Source organism: Nocardioides caldifontis (assembly GCF_008087345.1).
Lineage (GTDB): Bacteria > Actinomycetota > Actinomycetes > Propionibacteriales > Nocardioidaceae > Marmoricola_A > Marmoricola_A caldifontis.
This window is the reverse complement of the sequence record NZ_VHIB01000001.1, coordinates 774,961-793,198: the sequence shown is the minus strand read 5'-3', so window position 1 is coordinate 793,198 and position 18,238 is coordinate 774,961. Positions and strand designations below refer to the sequence as shown.

Annotated in this window: 12 protein-coding genes; 2 read left to right on the top strand and 10 right to left on the bottom strand. The window is 73.7% G+C overall.

Annotated features, from left to right (window positions below):
- Position 1: 1 nt before the first annotated feature.
- Positions 2-1,720: a sulfatase family protein gene (locus FIP57_RS11880; protein WP_148573693.1), complete on the bottom strand. Its 1,719-nt coding sequence runs from the start codon at positions 1,718-1,720 to the stop codon at positions 2-4.
- A gap of 135 nt (positions 1,721-1,855) precedes the next feature.
- On the opposite strand from FIP57_RS11880, the gene FIP57_RS11875 reads away from it, so the two are divergent.
- Positions 1,856-3,034, top strand: coding sequence for a pyridoxal phosphate-dependent aminotransferase (locus FIP57_RS11875; protein ID WP_148573692.1), 1,179 nt, complete (start codon positions 1,856-1,858; stop codon positions 3,032-3,034).
- A 6-nt stretch (positions 3,035-3,040) separates the two neighbouring features.
- Here FIP57_RS11875 and FIP57_RS11870 read toward each other — a convergent pair whose 3' ends face one another.
- The gene (locus FIP57_RS11870; protein WP_148573691.1) at positions 3,041-4,198 is read right to left on the bottom strand and encodes a hypothetical protein; all 1,158 of its coding nucleotides are present in this window, start codon (positions 4,196-4,198) and stop codon (positions 3,041-3,043) included.
- Between the two features lie 28 nt (positions 4,199-4,226).
- Positions 4,227-6,824, bottom strand: a complete 2,598-nt coding sequence (gene clpB, locus FIP57_RS11865) for an ATP-dependent chaperone ClpB (RefSeq protein ID WP_148573690.1) — start codon at positions 6,822-6,824, stop codon at positions 4,227-4,229.
- A gap of 164 nt (positions 6,825-6,988) precedes the next feature.
- On the opposite strand from clpB, the gene FIP57_RS11860 reads away from it, so the two are divergent.
- Complete coding sequence (locus tag FIP57_RS11860) at positions 6,989-9,079, top strand: ATP-binding protein (RefSeq protein ID WP_148573689.1); 2,091 nt, start codon at positions 6,989-6,991, stop codon at positions 9,077-9,079.
- A gap of 164 nt (positions 9,080-9,243) precedes the next feature.
- On the opposite strand, the gene FIP57_RS11855 is transcribed toward FIP57_RS11860, so the two are convergent.
- The 7 genes from FIP57_RS11855 to FIP57_RS11825 form a co-directional block, all read right to left on the bottom strand.
- Positions 9,244-9,624: a response regulator transcription factor gene (locus tag FIP57_RS11855; RefSeq protein ID WP_148573688.1), complete on the bottom strand. Its 381-nt coding sequence runs from the start codon at positions 9,622-9,624 to the stop codon at positions 9,244-9,246.
- A 101-nt stretch (positions 9,625-9,725) separates the two neighbouring features.
- Positions 9,726-10,091: a heat shock protein transcriptional repressor HspR gene (locus FIP57_RS11850; protein ID WP_420846686.1), complete on the bottom strand. Its 366-nt coding sequence runs from the start codon at positions 10,089-10,091 to the stop codon at positions 9,726-9,728.
- A 119-nt stretch (positions 10,092-10,210) separates the two neighbouring features.
- Positions 10,211-11,359, bottom strand: coding sequence for a molecular chaperone DnaJ (gene dnaJ, locus FIP57_RS11845; RefSeq protein ID WP_148573686.1), 1,149 nt, complete (start codon positions 11,357-11,359; stop codon positions 10,211-10,213).
- Between the two features lie 51 nt (positions 11,360-11,410).
- Positions 11,411-12,088: a nucleotide exchange factor GrpE gene (gene grpE, locus FIP57_RS11840; protein WP_148573685.1), complete on the bottom strand. Its 678-nt coding sequence runs from the start codon at positions 12,086-12,088 to the stop codon at positions 11,411-11,413.
- The gene (dnaK, locus tag FIP57_RS11835) at positions 12,085-13,929 is read right to left on the bottom strand and encodes a molecular chaperone DnaK (protein ID WP_148573684.1); all 1,845 of its coding nucleotides are present in this window, start codon (positions 13,927-13,929) and stop codon (positions 12,085-12,087) included. Before dnaK ends, grpE begins: the two co-directional genes overlap by 4 nt.
- Before the next feature lie 280 nt (positions 13,930-14,209).
- Positions 14,210-14,770 carry a hypothetical protein gene (locus FIP57_RS11830; RefSeq protein WP_148573683.1) on the bottom strand — a complete coding sequence of 187 codons (561 nt, stop codon included), beginning with the start codon at positions 14,768-14,770 and terminating at the stop codon, positions 14,210-14,212.
- Positions 14,771-15,219: 449 nt separating this feature from the next.
- On the bottom strand, positions 15,220-18,198 hold the full coding sequence (locus tag FIP57_RS11825; RefSeq protein WP_162529785.1) for an ATP-binding protein: 2,979 nt from the start codon (positions 18,196-18,198) through the stop codon (positions 15,220-15,222).
- Between the last annotated feature and the right edge of the window lie 40 nt (positions 18,199-18,238).

Genomic DNA, 18,238 nt, shown 5'->3' with positions numbered 1-18,238 from the left:
CCTACTGGCCGCCCCCGCCGTAGTAGCGGCCGAGGGCGGCCTCCTGGAGCCGCGTGATCCGCCGCCCCTCGGCCGCGGTGACCCGGAGCGCCTCGGGCAGCGGAGCCCGGCACCCCGCCGCCGCGCACCGCACGGCCCGGCGCCAGGCTCGGTCGAGCAGCCGCCGGAGCTCCGGCGGCGGGTCGGCGATGCTCTCGAGCTCCAGCGGGTCCTCGAGCAGGTCGTAGAGCTCGTGCTCGCCGGTGGCGTAGCGGACGTACTTCCAACGGCCGGCGCGGAACCCGGCGGTGCCGAGCCCGCCGAAGGCGGCCCGCCGGTCCGAGGCGCGGAGGTACGTCGGCTCGAGCATCCGGCCCTCGAGCACCACCGGGCGGTGCCACCCCTGGTCGCCCTGCTCGACGGTCGGCCGCAGGTCGAGCCCGTCGGCGCGGGGCAGCTCCACCCCGGCCCACCCCGCGAGCGTGACGCTGAGGTCCACGGTGCTGATCGGGTCGTAGCGGTCGCCGTGCGGGATCCCGGGGCCGGCCATCAGCATCGGCACCCGGATCGACGGCTCGTGGAGCGTGATCTTGCCCTGCCGCTTGCCGTGCTCGCCGAGGTAGTAGCCGTTGTCGGAGGTGAACACGACGACCGTCCGGTCCTGTTGACCGGTCGTCCGCAGCCGGTCCAAGGTGCGGGCGACCTCGAGGTCGAGGGCGTGGAGCGACTCCGCCCGCTGCCGGGTCACCTCGGCCAGCGCCGCCAGGTCGGACTCGGTCAGCGGTGGCGAGGACCGCAGGTAGCGCGGCTTGTCGGCGAGGTCGCGCTCCGGCTCGCCGTCCTCGGGCACGCCGAGGCCGCGGGCGACCTCCTCGTCGAACATCCCCTTCACGGCGTCGGGGCGGGCCGGGGTCTGCCACAGCACGGCCGAGCCGTCCTTGCGGTAGCGCACCGGCGGCGGGTCGTCGGCCTCGACGGGAGTGCCGTGGTGCGGGGTCACGGGGGTCCACCAGACGAACCAGGGCGCCCGCGGCCGCTGCCCGAGCTCGGTGACCAGCTGCCGGGTGTGCTCGCCGAGGACGGTGGTGGAGTACTCCCCCGGCCAGTGGCGCAGCTCCCCGTCCACGTTGGCCGCGAGGTGGAAGTAGTCGTAGGTGCTGCCCTGGTAGCCGCCGTCCTCGCCCAGCCAGAGGTCGAGCGCACCCACCCACCGGGTCCACCCGGGCGGCACGTAGTCGCGGTCCTTGCTCCGCGGCCCCTCGGGCGGCATCCCGTAGCCGTTGAGGTACTTGCCGACCAGCGCGGTGCGGTACCCCGCCTCCTCGAGGACGGTCGCCAGCGTCACCTCGTCGCGGAACGACGCGAACCCGTAGGGCGGCTCGTGGCTGAGGACGCCGTGGTTGTGGGAGTACTGTCCGGTCAGGAAGCTTGCCCGCGACGGGCAGCAGAGCGGGTCCGGGGCGAAGGAGTTGTGCCAGGTCAGGCCGCGCCCGCCGAGCAGCCGCCGGGTCCGGGGCATCCAGCGCAGGTCGTCGGCGCGCATGTCGTCGGTCTCGATGACCAGGAGGTTCGGCGGGCGCGGGTCGAGCTGCTGCGGCGGTTCCTCGCGCTGCACCGGCCGCGGGGTGGGCGCCGGGTCGACCCGCTGCTCGGCCACCGGGGCCGAGCAGGCGGCGACGAGCAGCAGCGCGCCGAGCGCCAGCCACGCCGCACGTGCGCGGGAGCGGGACGGTTCGACCACGGCTCGGCTCCCCCCTCCGCCGGCGTGCGACGGTCGATCATGTGCAGGAGCCAACCATCCGGACCAGCCCTGTGCAGGGATAGACGCACGTGCGAGCCGAACGGTTGCCTCCACCGCTCGACTAGCGTCGGGACCATGCGTGCACGGCTGGCCCGGCGGCTGCAGGACGTCCCGCCCACGATCTTCACGACGATGTCCGCGCTGGCGCTCCGCACCGGCTCGGTGAACCTGGGGCAGGGGTTCCCCGACCGGGACGGGCCGCCCGGGCTGCTCGCGGCGGCGGAGGAGGCACTGCGCTCGGGGCGCAACCAGTACGCCCCCGGCCCCGGCGTCCCGGAGCTGCGCGAGGCGGTCGCCCGCCACCAGGCCCGCCGCTACGGCATCGAGCTCGACCCCGACCGGCAGGTGCTGGTCACCGCGGGCGCCACCGAGGCGATCGCGGCCGCGGTGCTCGCGCTCGTCGACCCGGGGGACGAGGTGGTGGTCACCGAGCCCTACTACGACTCCTACGTCGCGACGATCGCGATGGCCGGCGGCGTACGACGCCCCGTCCCGCTCCGGCGTACCGACACGGGGTTCCGGCTCGACGTCGAGGCGCTGCGGGCCGCGGTCACCGACCGCACCGCGGTCGTGCTGCTCAACACCCCGCACAACCCGACCGGGGCCGTCCTGACCGAGGAGGAGCTGCGTGCGGTCGCGGAGGTGGCGGTGCGCCACGACGTGGTGGTCGTCGTCGACGAGGTCTACGAGCACCTGCTGTACGACGGTCGCGAGCACGTCCCGCTCGCGACGCTGCCCGGGATGGCGGACCGGACGGTGTCGATCTCCAGCGCGGGCAAGACGTTCTCGGTCACCGGCTGGAAGGTCGGGTGGGTGACCGGATCACCGGAGCTGGTCGAGGTGGTGATGGCGGCGAAGCAGTGGCTGACGTTCACCAACGCCGCGCCGCTGCAGCCGGCGGTCGCCCACGCGCTCGACCACGAGATGGCGCACGTCGAGGAGCTGGCCCGGCGGCTGCAGGAGCGGCGCGACCTGCTCTGCGCGGGGCTCCGCGAGCTCGGGCTCGACCCGGTGGTGCCGGAGGGCACGTACTTCACGCTCAGCGACGTCGGCCACCTCGGGTGGAAGGACTCGGTCGCGTTCTGCGAGGCGCTGCCCGAGCGGGCCGGGGTGGTCGCGATCCCGGCGCAGGTCTTCTACGACGACCCCGACGAGTCGGGTGGCACGCACCTGGTCCGGTGGGCGTTCTGCAAGGAGCGGTCGACGGTCGAGGAGGCGCTCGAGCGGCTCGGGAAGGCCGACCTCACCGCCTGACGCGGGTCACCAGGGGCCGGGCCGGTCGGCGGGCGGTCCCCACTGCGGCTGCTGCCAGGGCTGCTCCTTGCGGTACCACTGGTTCGCGCCGCCGGTGTAGAGCAGCACCACGGTGGCGATCCCCATCACCAGCGTGATGCCGGGGACCAGGCTGACGATCGACAGCAGGCTGAGCAGCGCCGTCATCGCCGCGGAGATCGTGAGCAGCACCCGGCCGACGTTGGAGCGGCGGAACGCGAGCACCGCGAGCAGGATCGCGATCAACGACCACACCAGGAGGATCGCGACCGACACCCAAGCGGTGGCGAGGACCTCCTGGCGGGTGAGCGAGAGGTCCGCGCCGCTGTCCGCGGAGATCCGGTCGAACTCGTCGACCACCGCGTCGGGTGCCACCGCGACCACGATCCCGGTCAGTGCGGCGAGCCCGGCGGTGACCCCCGCGCCGGCCCAGGTGAGCACCGCGGCGGCGGTCACCGTCGCGGGGCGCTTGCCCGGCGGGCGGGCGGGGGCGGGCGGGTACGACGGGGATGGCCACGGCTGGCCCTGGGCGTCGGGGTGCTGAACGGGTGCGGTGCCCGGCTGCCACTCCGGCGTGGGGGGCGGCTGCTGCGCCGGGCTCTCGTCCGGCAGGTGGACAGGCCGCTCCTCGGGCCGGCCGCCGGACCCTCCGTAGGGGAACGGCGAGGGCGGCGGCCCCTGCTCGGAGAGCGCCGGGCTCGGCGCGGCGGCCGCGGCCGGCCGCCCGGCGAACCAGTCGCGCGCCGGCCGGGTCCACGCCAACCCGGCCGCCGCGGCGACGAACAGCGGCATCAGCCCGGAGACCGGCATGGTGAGCAGCAGCAGCCCGGCCGCCACCGTCAACCCGATCCGGGCCCCGTGGTGGCGCTGCGCGACGAAGACGCCGAGCACCAGGGTGGTCGCGGCGAGGACGGCGCTGGCGTAGCCGAGGACCCGCATGAGCTCGACGACCTGCGCGGTGTCGATCCCGAGCCCGCTGCCCGGCGGCTGCGCGAGGAAGTCGTCGATGGTGCGGCGGGTCTCCGCGCTGCGCAGCCGGCCGAGCGTGTCCACCAGGCTCACCACCAGGACGACGCTGCCGACGACGGACATCACCGCCGCCATCGTCACCTGGCGGGGTCGGGGCAGCCGCTCCTTCTCGCTCACCCGCCCCATTGCACCACGCGCCACCCGGTCACCCCTCCGCGGAGGTGTCGACCGGGGTGAGGGTGAGCGAGTCGCCCTCCGGCTCGACGTCCACGCGGACCGTGCTCCCGTCGAGCACCTCGCCGGAGAGCAGCAGCCGGGCGAGCGGGTCGCCGATCGAGGTCTGCACGAGCCGGCGCAGCGGCCGGGCGCCGTACGCCGGGTCGTAGCCGGTCATCGACAGCCACTCGCGGGCCGCCGCGCTCACCTCGAGGGCGATCCGCCGGACCTCGAGCCGCTTGGCCAGCGCCGCCACCTGCAGGTCGACGATGTGCGTGAGGTCCTCCATCGACAGGGCGTCGAAGACCACCACCTCGTCGAGCCGGTTGAGGAACTCCGGCTTGAAGTGCGACCGGACGACCCCCATGACGGCGTCGCGCTGCTTGTCCTCCTCGAGCGTCGGGTCGACGAGGTAGTGCGACCCGAGGTTCGAGGTCATGATCAGGACGACGTTGCGGAAGTCGACCGTGCGCCCCTGCCCGTCGGTCAGCCGGCCGTCGTCGAGCACCTGCAGCAGGATGTCGAAGACCTCGGGATGGGCCTTCTCGACCTCGTCGAGGAGCACGACGGAGTACGGGCGGCGGCGGACCGCCTCGGTGAGCTGGCCGCCCTCCTCGTAGCCGACGTAGCCGGGAGGCGCGCCGACCAGCCGGGCGACGCTGTGCTTCTCGGAGTACTCGCTCATGTCGACGCGGACGATCGCGCGCTCGTCGTCGAAGAGGAAGTCCGCCAGCGACTTCGCCAGCTCGGTCTTGCCGACACCGGTCGGACCGAGGAACAGGAAGGAGCCGGTCGGCCGGTTCGGGTCGGAGATCCCTGCCCGCGAACGGCGTACGGCGTCGGAGACCGCGGCGACCGCCTTGCGCTGGCCGATCAGCCGGGCGCCGATGAACTCCTCCATCTGCAGCAGCTTCTGGGTCTCGCCCTCGAGCAGCCGGCCGGTGGGGATGCCCGTCCAGGCCTCGACGACCTCGGCGACCTCCTCGGGACCGACCTCCTCGCGGACCATCGGGTCCTCGACGGCCTCGGCACGCGCGGCCTGCTCGATCTGCTTCTCCAGCGCCGGGATCCGGCCGTAGAGGATCTCGCTCGCCTTGGTCAGGTCGCCCTCGCGCTGGAACCGGTCGGCCTCGACGCGCAGCTGCTCGAGCTGGCGGCGCAACTCGCCGGCGCCCTCGAGCCCGGCCTTCTCGCGCTCCCACCGCGCCTCGAGCACCCGCAGCTCCTCCTGCCGGTCGGCGAGGTCGCGGCGGAGCCGCTCGAGCCGGTCGCGGGAGGCGTCGTCGGTCTCCCGCTCGAGCGCGAGCTCCTCCATCTTCATCCGGTCGACGGCCCGGCGGAGCTGGTCGACCTCGACGGGCGAGGACTCGATCTCCATCCGCAGCCGGGACGCCGCCTCGTCGACGAGGTCGATCGCCTTGTCGGGGAGGTTGCGGCCGGTGATGTAGCGGTCGGAGAGCATCGCGGCGGACACCAGAGCGGCGTCGGTGATCTTCACGCCGTGGTGGGCCTCGTACTTCTCCTGGAGCCCGCGGAGGATCGCGATCGTGTCCTCGACGCTCGGCTCACCGACGTACACCTGCTGGAAGCGGCGCTCGAGCGCCGGGTCCTTCTCGATCCGCTCGCGGTACTCGTCGAGCGTCGTCGCGCCGATCATCCGCAGCTCGCCGCGGGCCAGCATCGGCTTGAGCATGTTGCCGGCGTCCATCGCCGAGTCGCCGCCGGCGCCCGCGCCGACGACGGTGTGCAGCTCGTCGATGAACGTGATGACCTGGCCCTCGGCCGCCTTGATCTCGTTGAGGACGGCCTTGAGCCGCTCCTCGAACTCGCCGCGGTACTTCGCGCCGGCGAGCATCGCGCCCAGGTCGAGCGCGAGCAGCTTCCGCCCCTTGAGGGAGTCCGGGACGTCGCCGTCGACGATGCGCTGGGCGAGCCCCTCGACGACGGCGGTCTTGCCGACGCCGGGCTCGCCGATGAGGACCGGGTTGTTCTTGGTGCGCCGCGACAGCACCTGCACGACGCGGCGGATCTCGTCGTCACGGCCGATGACCGGGTCGATCTTGCCCTCGTTGGCGCGGGCGGTCAGGTCGACGGCGTACTTCTCGAGCGCCTCGAACGTCGACTCCGGGTCCTGGCTGGTGATCCGCTGGGTCCGCACCTGCGGCATCGCGCCGCGCAGCGCCTCGGCGCTCGCGCCGTGCTCGGTGAGCACCCGCTTGGCCGGGGAGTCGACGGTGGCGAGCGCGATCAGCAGGTGCTCGCCGGAGGTGAAGTCGTCCTTCATCTCCGCGGCGACGTCCTGCGAGGTGCTGAGGGCCTGGACCGCGGCCCGGGAGTACGACGGGGCGGCGACCGTCGAGCCGCTCGCGGAGGGCAGCCGGCGGAGCTCGGCCTGCGCGTCGGCGACGACCGCGTCGACCTTCACCCCGGCCGCCTCGAGGAGGGAGCGCACCAGGGTGTCGCGCTGGTCGAGCAGGGCGGCGAGCAGGTGGGCCGCCTCGAGCTGGCTGTGGCCGGCGCCGGTGGCGGACTGGATCGCCGCGGCGATGGCCTCCTGGGTGCGGGTGGTGAACTTCGAGATCTCCATCGGGTGCTGACCTTCCTCCTGCGGGCCGTGGCGGGGTGGTTCCACCGGGTCCAACGTTCCCGGAGTTGAGTCTGTTCCGCTCAACTCTGAGAACTTATCGGAGATCGCCGCGGTACTCCTCCCCCGGCGGTAGCGTGAGCCGACCGGCCGCCCAGGAAGCCACGATGAACCCCCTCTCGCAGTCGCCAGCGCGCACCTCCCTCACGCGACGCCAGCGACGCCTCGTCGCGGTGGTCGTGCTCGTGGCCGTCCAGGTCCCGCTCGGCGCGCTGTCGGTGCAGGCGTCCGCGCCGGAGAGGCAGATCTCGGCGTACTGGCCGAACGCCGGGCTCTCCGTCATCGCGCTCGCCCTGCTCCCACGCGGGCAGCGGCCCCGGCTGCTGCCGGCCCTGTACGTCGTGGCGGTGCTCGCCAACCTCGTCGGTGGCCGGCCGCTCGACCTCGCCCTCGCGCTCGGCGTGGTCAACCTGGTGGCGCCGCTCGTCGCGGTCGAGGTGCTCACCCGGGGCAACCAGGACCCGCCGCCGCTGGTGGCGCTCGTCGACCTGCTGCGGCTCGCCGCGACGGCGGTCGTCGGCGCGGTCGTGGGCGGGCTGATCGCCGGCGGCGCGGTGAGCCTGGTGGCCGGCGGCGACTTCGGGGCCACCGTGCGGGCGGTCATGGCGTCGCACGGCGCGGCGCTGCTCCTGCTGGTCCCGTTCGCGATGCGCCCCCAGCGGTTTCACCGCCGCTCTGCCGGCCCCGAGGTCGTCGTGCAGTGGTGCTCGATGCTGGCCGCCTCGCTCGTGGTCTTCGGCCCGGGACATGGCCTCCCGCTCGCGTTCGTGCCGTTCCCGTTCCTCGCCTGGGGCGCGCTGCGGCTGACGACCCGCGAGGTCACCGTGCAGCTGCTGGCCTACGGGACGCTGATCAGCTGGCTGACGACGGTCGGCTCCGGGCCGCTCTACGAGATCGTGGAGGGCACCGGCCACTCGCCGGAGACGGTCGGCACCCTGCTCCAGCTCAACATCGCGGCGGCCGCCCTGATCGCGCTGCCGCTGTCGCTGGTCCGGACCCAGCAGTGGCTGACGGTGGAGCGGCTCACCGCCCAGCACGACATGGTCAGCAACATCCTCGACGCCACCACCGGCAACGCCATCCTCGGCACCACGCTCGACGCCCGCGTCGAGTTCTTCAACATCGGCGCCGAGCGGATCAGCGGCCGCCGCGCCGAGGACGTCGTCGGCCGGGCCAGCCTCGCGGCCGTCCCCAGTCCCGACGGCGTGCTCCGGGTCGCGGTCGTCCCCGGTGACCCGCCCGACCGGTCGCTGGCCGAGCGGGTCGAGGAGATGCTCGCCCGCCAGTCGCCGGCCTCCGCCGACTGGGAGCTGGTCCGCCCCGACGGCGAGGTACGCACCGTCTCGGTGGTGGTCAACCACCGGTTCGGCGACGACGGGACCCCGATCGGTTACCTCGGGGTCGCCGACGACGTCACCGACCGGCGCCGCCGGGAGGCGTCCATCGCCGCGGCGCTCGAGACCGAGAAGCAGCTCGTCGACCGGCTCGCCCAGGTCGACCAGACGAAGAACGACTTCCTCGCGACGGTCAGCCACGAGCTGCGCACCCCGATCACCAGCATCCTCGGCTACAGCGAGCTGCTCCTCGCCGACGACACCGGCACGCTCCCGCCGATGCACCAGCAGATCGTCGGCCGCATCGAGCGCAACGGCCGGCGGCTGCTCGGGCTGATCGAGGACATGCTGACGATGTCGCAGGTCGAGGTGGGCAACGTCCGGTTCGACCGGACCCCGCTCGACCTCCGCGAGCCGGTCGCCCGCGCCCTCGAGACCGTGGAGCCGACCTTCGCCCAGCACGGGGTCGCGCTGGTCCACGAGCTCGGGGAGTCCGTCAAGGTGCTCGGCGACGCCGAGAAGCTCGAGCGGGTCTTCGCCAACTTGCTCAGCAACGCCGCGAAGTTCAGCCACGAGGGCGACACCGTCGTCGTCCGGCTCGGGGTCGACGGCGACGAGGCGGTCTTCCGGGTCACCGACACCGGCATCGGCATCTCGCTGGAGGACCAGGCGCACCTCTTCGACCGGTTCTTCCGGGCCGCCGAGGCGCACGCCCGGGCGATCCAGGGCGTCGGGCTGGGGCTCCCGATCGCCGCCTCGATCGTCGCCGGCCACCAGGGGGCGATCGAGGTCGAGTCCGCCCTGGGCCGGGGCAGCACGTTCGTCGTACGGCTGCCGCTCCTCACCGAGGACGACCCGGCCTGACGGTGCCGAGGCCGTGTTGTTGAGCCGCCCCTCGTGGCGAACCGGCCTGCGTTGAGCCGCCCCTCGTGGCGGGCGAGAGCGCGCCAGAAAGGGCGGTTCAACACCTCAGGCGCGCGCCAGAAGGGGCGGCTCAACACCAACCCCGGGCGTACGGCAGGCAGGCGTCAGTCGTTGGCGGGGGCCGTGCGGGCGAGCAGCGCCTCGACGTGCTCGCGCAGCTCGATCGGGCCGAAGGGCTTGATGATGTAGGTGTCCGCGCCCGCCTCGATGCCGGCCGCCACGTCGCTGGCCTGCGCCCGCGCGGTCATGATGATCACCGGCAGGTCGTGGAGCCTCTCGTCGGCGCGGATCGCCCGGCAGACCTCGAGCCCGTTCATCCCCGGCATGGTGATGTCGAGGAGGAGCAGCCGGGGACCGATCTCCCGGCACGCCTCCAGCGCGTCGGACCCGGTGCCCACGGCGCGGACCTCGAGGTCGAGCCCCTCGAGGACGATCTGGACGAGGTCGCGGATGTCGACATCGTCCTCAGCCAGCACAACCGTCACTGAGCGCTCCCGACTCTCTTCCCGCGCTCTTCGCGCGCAACCGGCCCACCCCTAGGCCGGGTCCCGATGCTAGCGCCGGGCGGGACGAAAGTCACTCGATCTCACCCGCGCCGGCGCCACACGACGACGGACTGCGCAGCCCGGCCGGGCGCGACGGCGGGCAGGTTACGGGCGCTGCCGCGGTCGGCGAGCGCGTTGGCCAGGGCGTACTGCGTCGCGGCCAGTTGCTCCTCGGCCTCCTGGAGCCGCTGCTGGAGGGCCGCGACGTGGTTCTCCAGCTGGAGGATCCGTCGCACGCCCTCCAGGCCGATCCCGGCCGCGGTGAGCTCGGCGACCTCGCGGAGCAGCTCGATGTCACGCCAGGAGTAGCGCCGGCCGCCGCCGCCCGTACGACCCGGGGAGACCAGCCCGAGGCGGTCGTAGGTGCGCAGCGTCTGGGGGTGGAGCCCGGTCAGCTCCGCGGCCACGGAGATGACGTAGACCGGGACGTCCGGCCCAGGCGGTCCCGGTGGTCCCGCGTCGGCTCCGGCGCCCCGGCGGGGCGTCTGGCTCGCAGGGCTTGGCCCGGTCGGCATGGTCGGCATGGTCAGCTCCCGAAGAGTCCGCTTCTCACGTCAGGGCCGGCGACGGCGGCCTTGTAGGCCTCCACCGCCTTCCTCGCCTCGTCGTTCAGGGTGGGCGGCACGTGCACCTCGACGGTGACGAGCAGGTCGCCCTTCGTGCCGTCCTTGCGCGGGGCGCCTCGGCCGCGGACCCGGAACGTACGGCCGCTCGGGGTGCCCGCGGGGATCTTCACGGTCACCGGCGCGCCCAGCAGCGTCGGGACCTTCACGTCCGCGCCGAGCGCCGCCTCGTCGAAGGTGATCGGCACGGTCAGCGTCAGGTTGTCGCCGGAGCGCCCGAACACCGGGTGCGGCTGGACCTTGACGACCACGAAGAGGTCGCCGGCCTGGCCGCCGTGCTCGCCGGGGGCGCCCTTGCCGCGCAGCCGGATCCGCTGGCCGTCCTTCACGCCGGCCGGGATGCGGGCCTGGATGGTCCGGTCGGAGACGCCGCGCCCCGAGCCGTTGCAGACCGGGCACGGGTCGTCGACGACCATCCCGCGGCCGCGGCAGGTCGGGCACGTCTCGTTGAGCTGGAACGCCCCGCCCACGGACGCCGCACGCATCCCGACGCCCTCGCAGTCAGGACAGACGCGCGGCATCGTGCCCGCCTTCGCGCCGGTGCCCCGGCACGCCTGGCAGGCGGACTCCGCCGCGAGCCGAAGCGAGACGGTGACCCCCTCGACGGACTCGGTGAACCCGATCGTCGCGGTGGTCTCGATGTCCGCGCCGCGCCGCGCACGGCTCCGGGCACGGCGTCCACCGGTGCCGAACAGGTCGCCGAGCACGTCGGCGAACCCGCCGCCACCCGCTCCGGCGCCTCCGAAGAGGTCGCTGGAGTCGAACGGCGTGCCACCTCCGGGGCGCCCGCCGGCGAACGGGCCGAACCCGCCGCCGGCGAACAGCGTCCGCATCTCGTCGTACTGCTTGCGCTTCGTCTCGTCGCCGAGGACGTCGTAGGCCTCGGCGATCGCCTTGAACCGCTCCTCGGCGGCCTTGTCCCCGGGCTTGGAGTCGGGGTGGTTGGCGCGCGCGAGCTTGCGGTAGGCCTTCTTGATCTCGGCCTGCGACGCGTCCTTGGCGACACCGAGGACCTTGTAGAAGTCCTTGTTCGCCCAGTCGGTGTTCGTCACCCGCGCACCTCCTCCCCTGTCATGTCTCCATTCTCACCCGTGGTCGGGCCGTCAGCCGTTCGTGTCGCCCGCGTCGGCGCCACTGTCGCCGGTCGGTCCCGCGCTGCCACCATCACCGTCACCGCCCGCGTCCGCCCCGGTGTCGGGGGCGGCCTGCTCGGCCGCGCCCGACGGGTCGGGGTCGAGCACGGTGACCATCGCCGGACGGACGACCCGGTCGCCGATCCGGTAGCCGGCCTGCACGATCTTGTCGCAGGTCGTCGTGGTCACCTCGGGCGAGAGGCCGTGCATCAGCGCCTCGTGGATCCGCGGGTCGAACGGGTCGCCGGTCTTGCCGAACTTCACCAGCCCCTCGCCCGACACGATCCGCTCGAGCGACTCGGCGATGACCTTGAAGCCACCGGTCAGCTCCTCGTGCTCGCGGGCCCGGTCGACGTCGTCGAGGACCGGGAGGAGCGCGGAGAGGATGGTGAACTTCGCGTTCTGCAGCACCAGGTCGCGGTCACGGTCGACGCGCCGCTTGTAGTTGACGTACTCCGCCTGGAGCCGCTGGAGGTCGGCGGTCAGCTCCTTGACCCGCGCCGCCATCTCCTCGGGCGTCTCGTACGGCGCGCCCGCGACCGGCTCGGCAGGGGCGGCCCCCTCCTCGGCGGCCGCCGTGCCGTCAGCCTGCTCCTCCGGGGCGACCTCGTCCGTGGGGACGGTGTCGGTCTCGTGGGAGTCGGTCACTTGGCCTCACCCTCGTCGTCGACGATCTCGGCGTCCACCACGTCGCCGTCGGCGTCCGCGGCGGCGTCGCCGGCGTCACCGGTCGGAGCACCCTCGCCGCCCGCGGCGTACATCGCGGCGCCCATCTTCTGGCTGGACTCCGCGAGCTTCGCCGCAGCCGCCTCGATCGCCTCGCGGCCACCGTCGCTGGTGTCCTCGAGGGCCTTCTTCAGCGACTCGACGTCGGCGCGGACCTCGTCCTTGACGTCGGCCGGGATCTTGTCGTCGTTCTCGGTGAGGAACTTCTCGGTCGAGTAGACGAGCCCCTCCGCCTGGTTGCGGACCTCGACGGCCTCCTTGCGGAGCCGGTCCTCCTCGGCGTACTGCTCGGCCTCGCGGACCATCCGGTCGATCTCGTCCTTCGACAGCGCCGAGCCGCCGGTGATCGTCATCGACTGCTCCTTGCCCGTGCCGCGGTCCTTCGCGGAGACGTGCACGATGCCGTTGGCGTCGATGTCGAAGGTGACCTCGATCTGCGGCACCCCGCGCGGAGCCGGGGGGAGACCGGTCAGCTCGAAGTTGCCCAGCGGCTGGTTCTGCGCCGCCATCGGCCGCTCGCCCTGGAAGACCTGGATCATCACCGAGGGCTGGTTGTCGTCGGCGGTCGTGAAGACCTCGGACTTCTTGGTCGGGATGGTGGTGTTGCGCTCGATGAGCTTGGTCATCACGCCGCCCTTGGTCTCGATGCCCAGCGACAGCGGGGTCACGTCGAGCAGCAGGACGTCCTTGACCTCACCCTTGAGCACGCCGGCCTGGAGCGCGGCGCCGACCGCCACGACCTCGTCGGGGTTGACGCCCTTGTTGGGCTCCTTGCCGCCGGTCAGCTCGCGGACCACGTCCGCGACGGCGGGCATCCGGGTCGAGCCACCCACGAGGACCACGTGGTGGATGTCGCTCACGGAGATGCCGGCGTCCTTGATGACCTGGCGGAACGGCTGCTTGGTCCGCTCGAGCAGGTCGGCGGTGAGCCGCTGGAACTCCGCACGGCTGATCCGCTCCTCGAAGTGCAGCGGGCCGTTCTCGCCGTGGGTGATGTACGGCAGGTGGATCGTGGTCTCGGTGGACGAGCTGAGCTCGATCTTCGCCTTCTCCGCGGCCTCCTGGAGCCGCTGCTTGGCGATCTTGTCGGCACCGAGGTCGACGCCGTTGCCGTCCTTGAACTTCTTGACCATCCAGTCGACGAGGCGGGCGTCCCAGTCGTCACCACCGAGGTGGTTGTCGCCGGAGGTCGCCTTCACCTCGACCACGCCGTCACCGATCTCGAGCAGGGACACGTCGAAGGTGCCGCCACCGAGGTCGAAGACGAGGATCGTCTGGTCGCTCTCCTTGTCGAGGCCGTACGCGAGCGCCGCCGCGGTCGGCTCGTTGACGATGCGGGAGACGTTGAGCCCCGCGATCTCGCCGGCCTCCTTGGTGGCCTGGCGCTGTGCGTCGGAGAAGTAAGCCGGGACGGTGATGACCGCGTCGGTCACGGTCTCGCCGAGGTAGGCCTCCGCGTCGCGCTTCAGCTTCTGCAGCACGAACGCCGAGATCTGCTGCGGCGTGAAGTTCTTGTCGTCGATGCGCTGGGTCCAGTCGGTGCCCATGTGGCGCTTGACCGACCGGATCGTGCGGTCGACGTTGGTGACCGCCTGCCGCTTGGCGACCTCACCCACGAGGACCTCGCCGTTCTTCGCGAAGGCGACGACGGACGGCGTGGTCCGCGCACCCTCCGCGTTGGCGATGACCGTGGGCTCGCCCCCCTCGAGCACCGAGACCACTGAGTTCGTCGTACCGAGGTCGATGCCGACCGCTCGAGCCATTCCTGTTACCTCCGCTGTCCGGGATGTCGTCTGCGTGCGTGGTTGTTCAGTCCGTGGTGGGCCGGTCCGGCCTCACCGTTGAAGTCTGTCAAACAAGTTGAGCCGCTTCAACTCAACCTCGTCGCACTGGTTCCAACGACGTCCCGGGTGGGTCCATTCCCGTCCGGAGCATGCTTTTCCTCGCTGTCCTTGCCCTGTCGAGCCGCCCGTCGTGGCGCGCCACGAGGGGCGGCTCAACCACGATCCGCGCGCCACGAGGGGCGGCTCGACGCGGGAACGGTCAGCCGATGGTGACGGTGACGGCGTTGGAGGCCCGGTCGGCCTCCTCGTCGTACACCCGGAACTGGCTGACGCCGGTCTGGGAGGTCTGGATCCAGGTCCGGAAGGCGCCGCCGGTGACGGTGGCCTCGACCGGGAAGTCGGTCCAGGCGCCGTCCTGCTTGCGCTGCACCTGGAGCGTGCGGCCGTCGCCGTCGACGTAGACGCCGTTGAAGGTGATCTGCTCGCCCGGGCCGACGCTCTGCGGGGAGACCGAGAGGGTGATGACCTCGGTGTTCGCGGTCGGCTCGTCGGGCGGGAGGGTCACGTCGGGGCCCGAGGACTCGTTGGCGCCGGGGAGCCCGGGCTCCTCCTCGGCGGACTCGGTGGGCGAGTACTCCGGCATCACGAGGGTGTCCGAGGCCGCCGGACCGCCTCCGGAGCCGCCTCCGCCGCCGAGCACGTTGACCGCACCCATGACCACCCCGCCGATGGCCAGCCCGACGAGGAGCGCGACGCCGGCCATCGCGAGGAGCGCGACGAGCAGCGCGCGCCCCGGTGACTCGTCGTGGAGCTCGGCCATGGCTCCAGTCTGGCCGACCTCCGCAAGAGGCGGCCAGCCGGGTGAACGACGTTCAGGTCAGGGCCCCTTCCGGTCCGCATCGCACCCTAGCCGAGAACTGAAACACGTTCTACCTTCGCGGCCATGCGGTTCACATACGCCCAGGCGATGACCGACGCGACCTCCTTCGTGCCGCTTGCGCAGGCCGCCGACCTCGGGCTGACCGCGGACCAGGTGCGCGCGGCCTTCTGAGCCGGTCACGGGCGCGCGGGTCCGCAGCCCCCGCGCCGAGCCCGCCACCGCCTGCCACGGGGGAACGACAGGGCGGTGCGGTCGACGCGAGGGCCTGGACCCGCCGAGCAGAGCCCGGCAGCTCGTGGTCCCGCGTGCACGCGGGAGTGGCTCGCCAACCCTCCCCCACCGACCAGTAAACAGCCTCTGCCCGAAAAGTCACACCCCTGAGCGGCGGCTCAGCCGAGCAGGCCGCGCCTCCGGGCGAGCGCCACGGCCTCGGTGCGGCTGCCCGCGCCGAGCTTGGCGAGCAGGTTCGACACGTGGACCGAGACGGTCTTGGTGCTGATGAAGAGCCGCTGCGCCACCTCGCCGTTGGTGCACCCCTCCGCGACCAGCTCGAGGACCTCCTGCTCGCGGGGGGTCAGCAGCGCGGCACCCTTGTCCGCGGCCTTCTGGGTCGCGGGCTCAGGAGCGGCGTCCAGCAGCGGACGGGCGCCCAGCGAGCGCGCGGTCCGGCGCGCCTCCTCCGCGAGCCGGCCCGCCTCGGCCTGCTCGCGACGCGCCGTGAGCAGCTCGGCGAGCCGCAGCCGTGACCGGGCCGCCTCGTAGGGGTGGCCGAAGGCGTCGAAGGCAGCCACGGCGTCGCGCCACTGGCTCACCAGCTCGTCGAGGTGGCCACGCCCGCCGGAGCGGTGGCAGAGCCATCCGTGCTCGGCCCGCGCCCGCAGCACCCAGGCCCGCCCCTCGGCCCCGAACCCCCGGGGCCGCGCCTCGGCGCGCCGGGCGATGTCGTCGACGGTGGCCGCGACGTCGGCCGCCCGGGCCACCGAGTCGGGGGTGAGCGGCGTGCCGGCGGCCACGGCGTCGGCGAGCCGGCCGAACAGGACGGCGGCGAGCCGGATCCGCCCCTGGAACCGCGGCGACCAGAGCGAGGCGAGCGAGGCCGTGACCTCGTCGTGGACCCGCCAGAGCCCCTCGACGTCGTGGTCGGCGCCGAGCAGGTCGAGCGCCGCAGCCCCGGTGTTGAGCGCGACCAGCCCCTCGCGACCCCAGGCGCCCCGCCAGGTGTCGTAGTGACGGAGCACGCCGCGATCGCCGCGGCCGGCGCCGACCAGCATCTGCACGCTGCACAGCAGCGCCTCCGGGTCGCCGGGCGGGGTCTCGCCCGAGAAGTCGGCAACCCGGGTGGCCTCGTCCCAGCGGCCGAGGAGGTAGAGGGTCATCGCCTCGTGGTAGCGCGCGCTGTAGCCGTACGGCGCCCAGGGCCGGCCGGCCTCCGCGGCGGCCGCCGCCGAGTCGTGGAACGCGGCCGCGGCCTCCTCGAGCCTGCCGCGCTCCAGGTGGATCAACGCCAGGTGGTAGCGGCCCCGGGTCTCCCCCTCGATGTCCCCTGCGGCGCGCGCCTCGGTCGCGACGCGCTCGAGCGCCTGCAACGCCGACTCGTGGTCGCCGGACTGCACGTCGAGGTCGGCCAGCGTGGTGGTGGCGTCGGCGGCCACCTCGCTCATCCCGAGCACCTGGGCGAGCGCGGCGGCCTCGCCGGCGACCGGGGCCGCCTCGTCGAAGCGGCCCGCGTTGGTGAGCGCGCGGGCGTGCACGGAGAGCGCCTGCGCGCGGAGCCGGGACGCCTCGGGACCGGCGAGCTCGACGGCCTCGGAGGTGACGTCGATCGGCTCGTCGCTGCTCTCGTTGAGCAGGGCGGCGGCCGCGAGCGCGACGAGCAGCCTGGCCCGGGTCGGGGCGTCGAGCTCGGCGCCGTGGGCGTCGAGGTGGTCACGGACCAGGGCGACCGCACGCCCGGGCTGGCCGGAGGCGGTCAGCGCCTCGCTGGCCCGGCGGACCAGCAGCGGCACGTCGACGCCGTCGGGGACGGTCGACCCCGGGCGGCTGACCAGCTCGAGCGCCGCCTGGAAGTGGGTGGCGGCGTCGTCCGGGCCGCCGACCGCCAGGGCGTCCTCGCCGGCGCGGATCGAGGCCGCCACCGCGGTGGCGTGGTCGTGGGCGGCGCGGGCGTGGGTGGCGAGCTCCGCGGCGGTGCCCGCGACGGTGCCGCCGGCGAGCGCGGCGACGTAGCGGCCGTGCAGCCGCACCCGCTCGCCGGGCAGCAGGTCGTCGTGGACCGCCTCGGCGAGCAGCGCGTGGCGGAACGCGTAGCCGTCGGCGCCGACCCGGGCCAGCACGTTGGCCTCGACCGCGGTCCGCAGCGCCTGCTCGAGCCCGGCGTCGGGCAGGTCGACGACCGCGGCCAGCGCGTCGTGGGTGACCCGCCGCCCCGAGCACGCGGCCGCCCGGACCACCTGGCGGGTGGCGTCGTCGAGCGCGTCGAGCCGGACCAGCAGCACGTCGGCGAGGGTCTCCGGCAGGGCCGGCGCCCCCGCCGAGCGGCTCTGCAGCGCCGCGGCCACCAGCTCGCCGGCGAAGAACGGGTTGCCCTCGGCACGCGCCACGACCTCGGCCACCTGGCGCTCGAGGAGCCCGGGGTGCAGGGCGCGCACCAGCCCCCGCACCGCGGGGTCGGGGAGGGGCGCGAGCTGGTGGCGCAGGACGCCCGGGAGCCGGGCCCACGCGCCCAGGGCGGCGCGCAGCGGGTGGCGGCGGTTGAGGTCGTCGGAGCGGTAGGAGCCGATGAGGCAGACCGGCCCGCGGAACGACCGGGTCAGCAGGAGGGTCAGCAGGTCGCGGGTCGACTGGTCGGCCCAGTGGAGGTCCTCCAGGATCACGAGCAGCGGCCGGTCGGTGGCGAGCTCCTCGAAGGCGGCGTGGACGTGCTCGAAGAGCTCGGCCCGGTCGAGGTGGTCGTCGGCGGCGCGGGGCCGCTCCGCACCGACGAGGAGCCGCCGGCCAGGCGCGAGGGCGGCGACGGCGGGGTGGAGGCCGACCACGTCGCGAGCGCGCTCGGGCTCCTCGTCGGCGAACCGGCCGACCAGCTCGGAGAAGGGGAGGTAGGGCAGGAGGAGGTCGGCCATGTCGAGGCAGTGGCCGACGAGCACCCGCCAGCCGGCGGAGCGGGCGCGGTCGGCGAGCTCGACCAGGAGCCGGGTCTTGCCGAGTCCGGCGTCGCCGCCGAGCAGCACGGCCCGGCCGCCGTCGGGCCCCGCGTCCACGCGCGCCGGGCCGCCCGCGGGCGCGGAGACGCCCGCGTGGGCGAGCAACGACTCGAGCTCGTCGTCACGGCCCAGCAGCGCGGAGGTGGAGACGGTCAGCGGCGGAGGCACCTCGCCAGTCTCCCAAGGGCCACCGACAAGCCGCGCACCC